The organism is Halomonas sp. BC1 (assembly GCF_002078135.1).
Lineage (GTDB): Bacteria > Pseudomonadota > Gammaproteobacteria > Pseudomonadales > Halomonadaceae > Vreelandella > Vreelandella stevensii.
Window position 1 is genome coordinate 1 of sequence record NZ_LFGS01000019.1, and the last position, 2,745, is coordinate 2,745.

Sequence of the window (2,745 nt, forward strand, 5' to 3'; positions counted from 1 at the left end):
ATGATGTGACCGGGAAGGGCAGAGTATGAATATTTCTGTATTTGGCAGCGGCTACGTAGGCCTCGTCACGGCGGCATGCCTGGCCGATGTGGGGCACTAAATGAGATGTATGGATGTGGATGCCGAGAAGATAGCTTGGTTAACGAGGGGAGCCGTGACCATGTACGCGCCGGAGTGGTGCAAGCAGGCAGGCTTGCTCTTGGGGGCGCTTCCTTGCAAGTAGCGCGCTAACACCAAAAGTACGCTAGGATATACCTGATCTGCCAAGGGTTAATTCAGCCTTAGACCAAGCTAAGTGCGTGATAAAATGGTGCTCTATTTTTATCCGAGCACCGCTTTGGGAGTCTTGTGACATCAAATTCCACCACCATCTCTGCGCTATACGTAGTCAATGAGCTGATCCCCAAATTAAATGCCGTTGAAAAGCGCGTTGCGCTGACTATGGGGGCCATTGCCACAAGCGAGGACGTGCCTGCGGATATCAATCGAATAACCCGACTACAGGCGGAGTTCCAGCTTGAACTCACCATGATCCGCTTGAACCTGGCACATTTGCTAAAGCGCTACCAGACTGTGCTGGATGCAGCGATGCAGAACCCTGCCAACGACCAGCTATTGACCCTGGATGCTTACGAAGCCACGGCCATTGCCAGCGCCCGGCAATTATATGAGCGGTTGCAGCAGCTGCAGAAAGGGGAGTGATACGTAATGACGGCGGACGAGCACGAACGAGTGATTCTGGCCCTGGAAGCACTGATACATGATACTCGCCAAACGCTGGCAAACGTCGAAAAGCACGGCCTGGAGGAAGCACAGCCGAAAGATTACCAGGCGCTGCTGGATATTCTGGATACCGCCGTCAAACAGCAGCGTGCCCATACGCTGGCCATGCTGAAGGTAGAAGAAGGCCTCAATTAGCCACCGCGTTCTGGTGCTGCTCTTTCCTTGAAATAAACGCCACCCCCTAGACCAAATGTTAGCTTGCAAACCGCCTGCCCTGAACTATGGTCTGTTCTGGTAAGCAGTTTGGTGCTTGGCTAACAAAACGAGAACAGGGCGATGGATACCCAAACGTTGGTGTTGGTGGTGGCGATTGGTGCGCTTTGGTTGAGCGTGACTTGCGGGTGTGTGGCGGGGTACATGATGCTGGTACGGCGGGCAAGCGCGGTGCCGGTGGCAGTCGGGGCGCTGGGTGGGGCGCCGCCCGTCGTGGCGCCAGAAGGCCCGGCCTTGCTGAATGAGGAAAGTGCGGCCTGGGAGGTAAAGGTGCTGTTCGAGGAGCCGTCGCCTGCGCTGAACGACCGCTTGAGTGCGGTATTGAGTTCGGCAGGTGCGGTGTATGAACAGCGCACCAAGACCTTTGCCGTGGCGGGGGATTCTTCTCGCACGCCGATTCTGATCGAAAACGCGCTGGGGTCGGGCCAGTTGCCACCCTTGACGGAATCCCAGGCCGGTCATCCGCCGGTGAAGGGCGTCAGCATCAAGATTGCCAAGACCCAGCGCATGCTGGCTCCCAGCAAGCTGCAGCTGGCCAAGCTGGTGTCGCTTTCCAAAAAACTGGCCAAGTTGGGGGGCACCGCGTTGGATGCCGAGAAGCAACCGATTACCCCCGCTGGGTTCGAGGCGGTGATTCAAGGGCGGGCGAGGGTTTAGCCTTGGGGGTACGCTCATATTGAGGAGCAGGGAAGTTGGTCTGGCAGGGCGATGACCGCGTCTCTAGGCATCGGTTTGGCGAACTGACACTCCCCGCCCAAAGCGCGAAGCGCGGCGGGCGGGGAGTGTCAGGCAGCGTCGAGTACTCGCATTTCGACATGCAGCCCCGCTGCGACCACCATGTTCACCAGCGTATCGAGACTAAACAGGTGGATTTTTCCGCGCATCAGGTCGGACACCCTGGGTTGAGTGACGCCCAGCTGCTTCGCGGCTTCGCCTTGGGTCCAGCCCTGTTGGGTAATGTGCTGCTCAAGTGCCATCATCAGGCCGGAGCGAAGCTTCATGTTTTCCGCTTCGGCGGCAGTGTCCTCGATGGCGTCCCATACACTGTCGAATGTCTCATTGCTCATTGTTTCACCTCGCTCAGCAAGGCGCGATATCTGGCTTCGGCCAAGTCGAGATCCGCCTTGCTCGTCTTCTGGGTTTTCTTCTGGAAGCAGTGCAGGACATAGACAGCCTCGGCGAGCTTGGCGACGTAGATCACCCGGAATGCCCCGTTAGCGTCTCTGATGCGAATTTCCCGCACGCCTTGGCCCACGGTGGCCATTGGCTTCCAGTCTTTCGGCTCGAGCCCCCGTTGCACCTTGTCGAGCTGGTATCCCACTTCCTGTCGGACAGTTGCTGGGAACGCTCGGAGGTCGGCGAGAGCGCTACCTCGGAAATTTAGGGGTTTGTGTTCTGACATGCTGTAATTATACAAAGTTCTGTATAGCTCGCAATGTCGTAAGCGGTCCACCAACCTTTCAATTACCCACAAGTCGGTGATGCGCTCGGATTTGCAGCTTGAAACCCTTCAACGAGATCCGCTAAGCGGATGAAGCCTCTCCAGAGGACGGTTGTTCCTGGTGGAGGATCGTTTGATCGATCCAAGTAGCCACCTAGACGAGCGACGGCGGTCATGTAGAAGGCAAGGTCGCGTCGAGTGCTCTGTCTGTTTGACGGCATTGATTGATCTAGCAGACAGGTGGATAGGCTTTCACCCATAGCGGATGGCTCTCTTGGTTCAGGTTCTTGCCGGAGCGTTCTGATTTC

6 protein-coding genes are annotated in these 2,745 nt (G+C 56.9%); 4 read left to right on the forward strand and 2 right to left on the reverse strand.

Annotated features, from left to right (window positions below; genetic code table 11):
* Positions 1-25 precede the first annotated feature (25 nt).
* The 4 genes from B7L72_RS18345 to B7L72_RS14040 all read left to right on the forward strand — a co-directional run bounded on the left by B7L72_RS18345 (position 26) and on the right by B7L72_RS14040 (position 1,653).
* The gene (locus B7L72_RS18345) at positions 26-100 is read left to right on the forward strand and encodes a hypothetical protein (protein WP_446718577.1); all 75 of its coding nucleotides are present in this window, start codon (positions 26-28) and stop codon (positions 98-100) included.
* 248 nt (positions 101-348) lie between these two features.
* A complete protein-coding gene (locus tag B7L72_RS14030) occupies positions 349-702 on the forward strand; it encodes a hypothetical protein (protein ID WP_081195089.1) in 354 nt (117 codons plus the stop codon).
* Positions 703-708: 6 nt separating this feature from the next.
* On the forward strand, positions 709-918 hold the full coding sequence (locus tag B7L72_RS14035; protein WP_081195091.1) for a hypothetical protein: 210 nt from the start codon (positions 709-711) through the stop codon (positions 916-918).
* 141 nt (positions 919-1,059) lie between these two features.
* Complete coding sequence (locus tag B7L72_RS14040) at positions 1,060-1,653, forward strand: hypothetical protein (protein ID WP_081195093.1); 594 nt, start codon at positions 1,060-1,062, stop codon at positions 1,651-1,653.
* A 128-nt stretch (positions 1,654-1,781) separates the two neighbouring features.
* On the opposite strand, the gene B7L72_RS14045 is transcribed toward B7L72_RS14040, so the two are convergent.
* Entirely contained in the window at positions 1,782-2,063 is a 282-nt protein-coding gene (locus tag B7L72_RS14045) for a helix-turn-helix domain-containing protein (protein ID WP_081195095.1), read from the reverse strand.
* Positions 2,060-2,398: a type II toxin-antitoxin system RelE/ParE family toxin gene (locus tag B7L72_RS14050; protein WP_081195716.1), complete on the reverse strand. Its 339-nt coding sequence runs from the start codon at positions 2,396-2,398 to the stop codon at positions 2,060-2,062. The genes B7L72_RS14045 and B7L72_RS14050 overlap by 4 nt, the downstream gene beginning before the upstream one ends.
* Positions 2,399-2,745: the final 347 nt, after the last annotated feature.

Excerpts from the sequence above, each read along its gene's own strand:
- B7L72_RS14050 (WP_081195716.1), bottom strand. The coding sequence starts at position 2,398 with ATGTCAGAACACAAACCCCTAAATTTCCGAGGTAGCGCTCTCGCCGAC.
- B7L72_RS14040 (WP_081195093.1), top strand. The coding sequence starts at position 1,060 with ATGGATACCCAAACGTTGGTGTTGGTGGTGGCGATTGGTGCGCTTTGG.
- B7L72_RS14035 (WP_081195091.1), top strand. The coding sequence starts at position 709 with ATGACGGCGGACGAGCACGAACGAGTGATTCTGGCCCTGGAAGCACTG.
- B7L72_RS14045 (WP_081195095.1), bottom strand. The coding sequence starts at position 2,063 with ATGAGCAATGAGACATTCGACAGTGTATGGGACGCCATCGAGGACACT.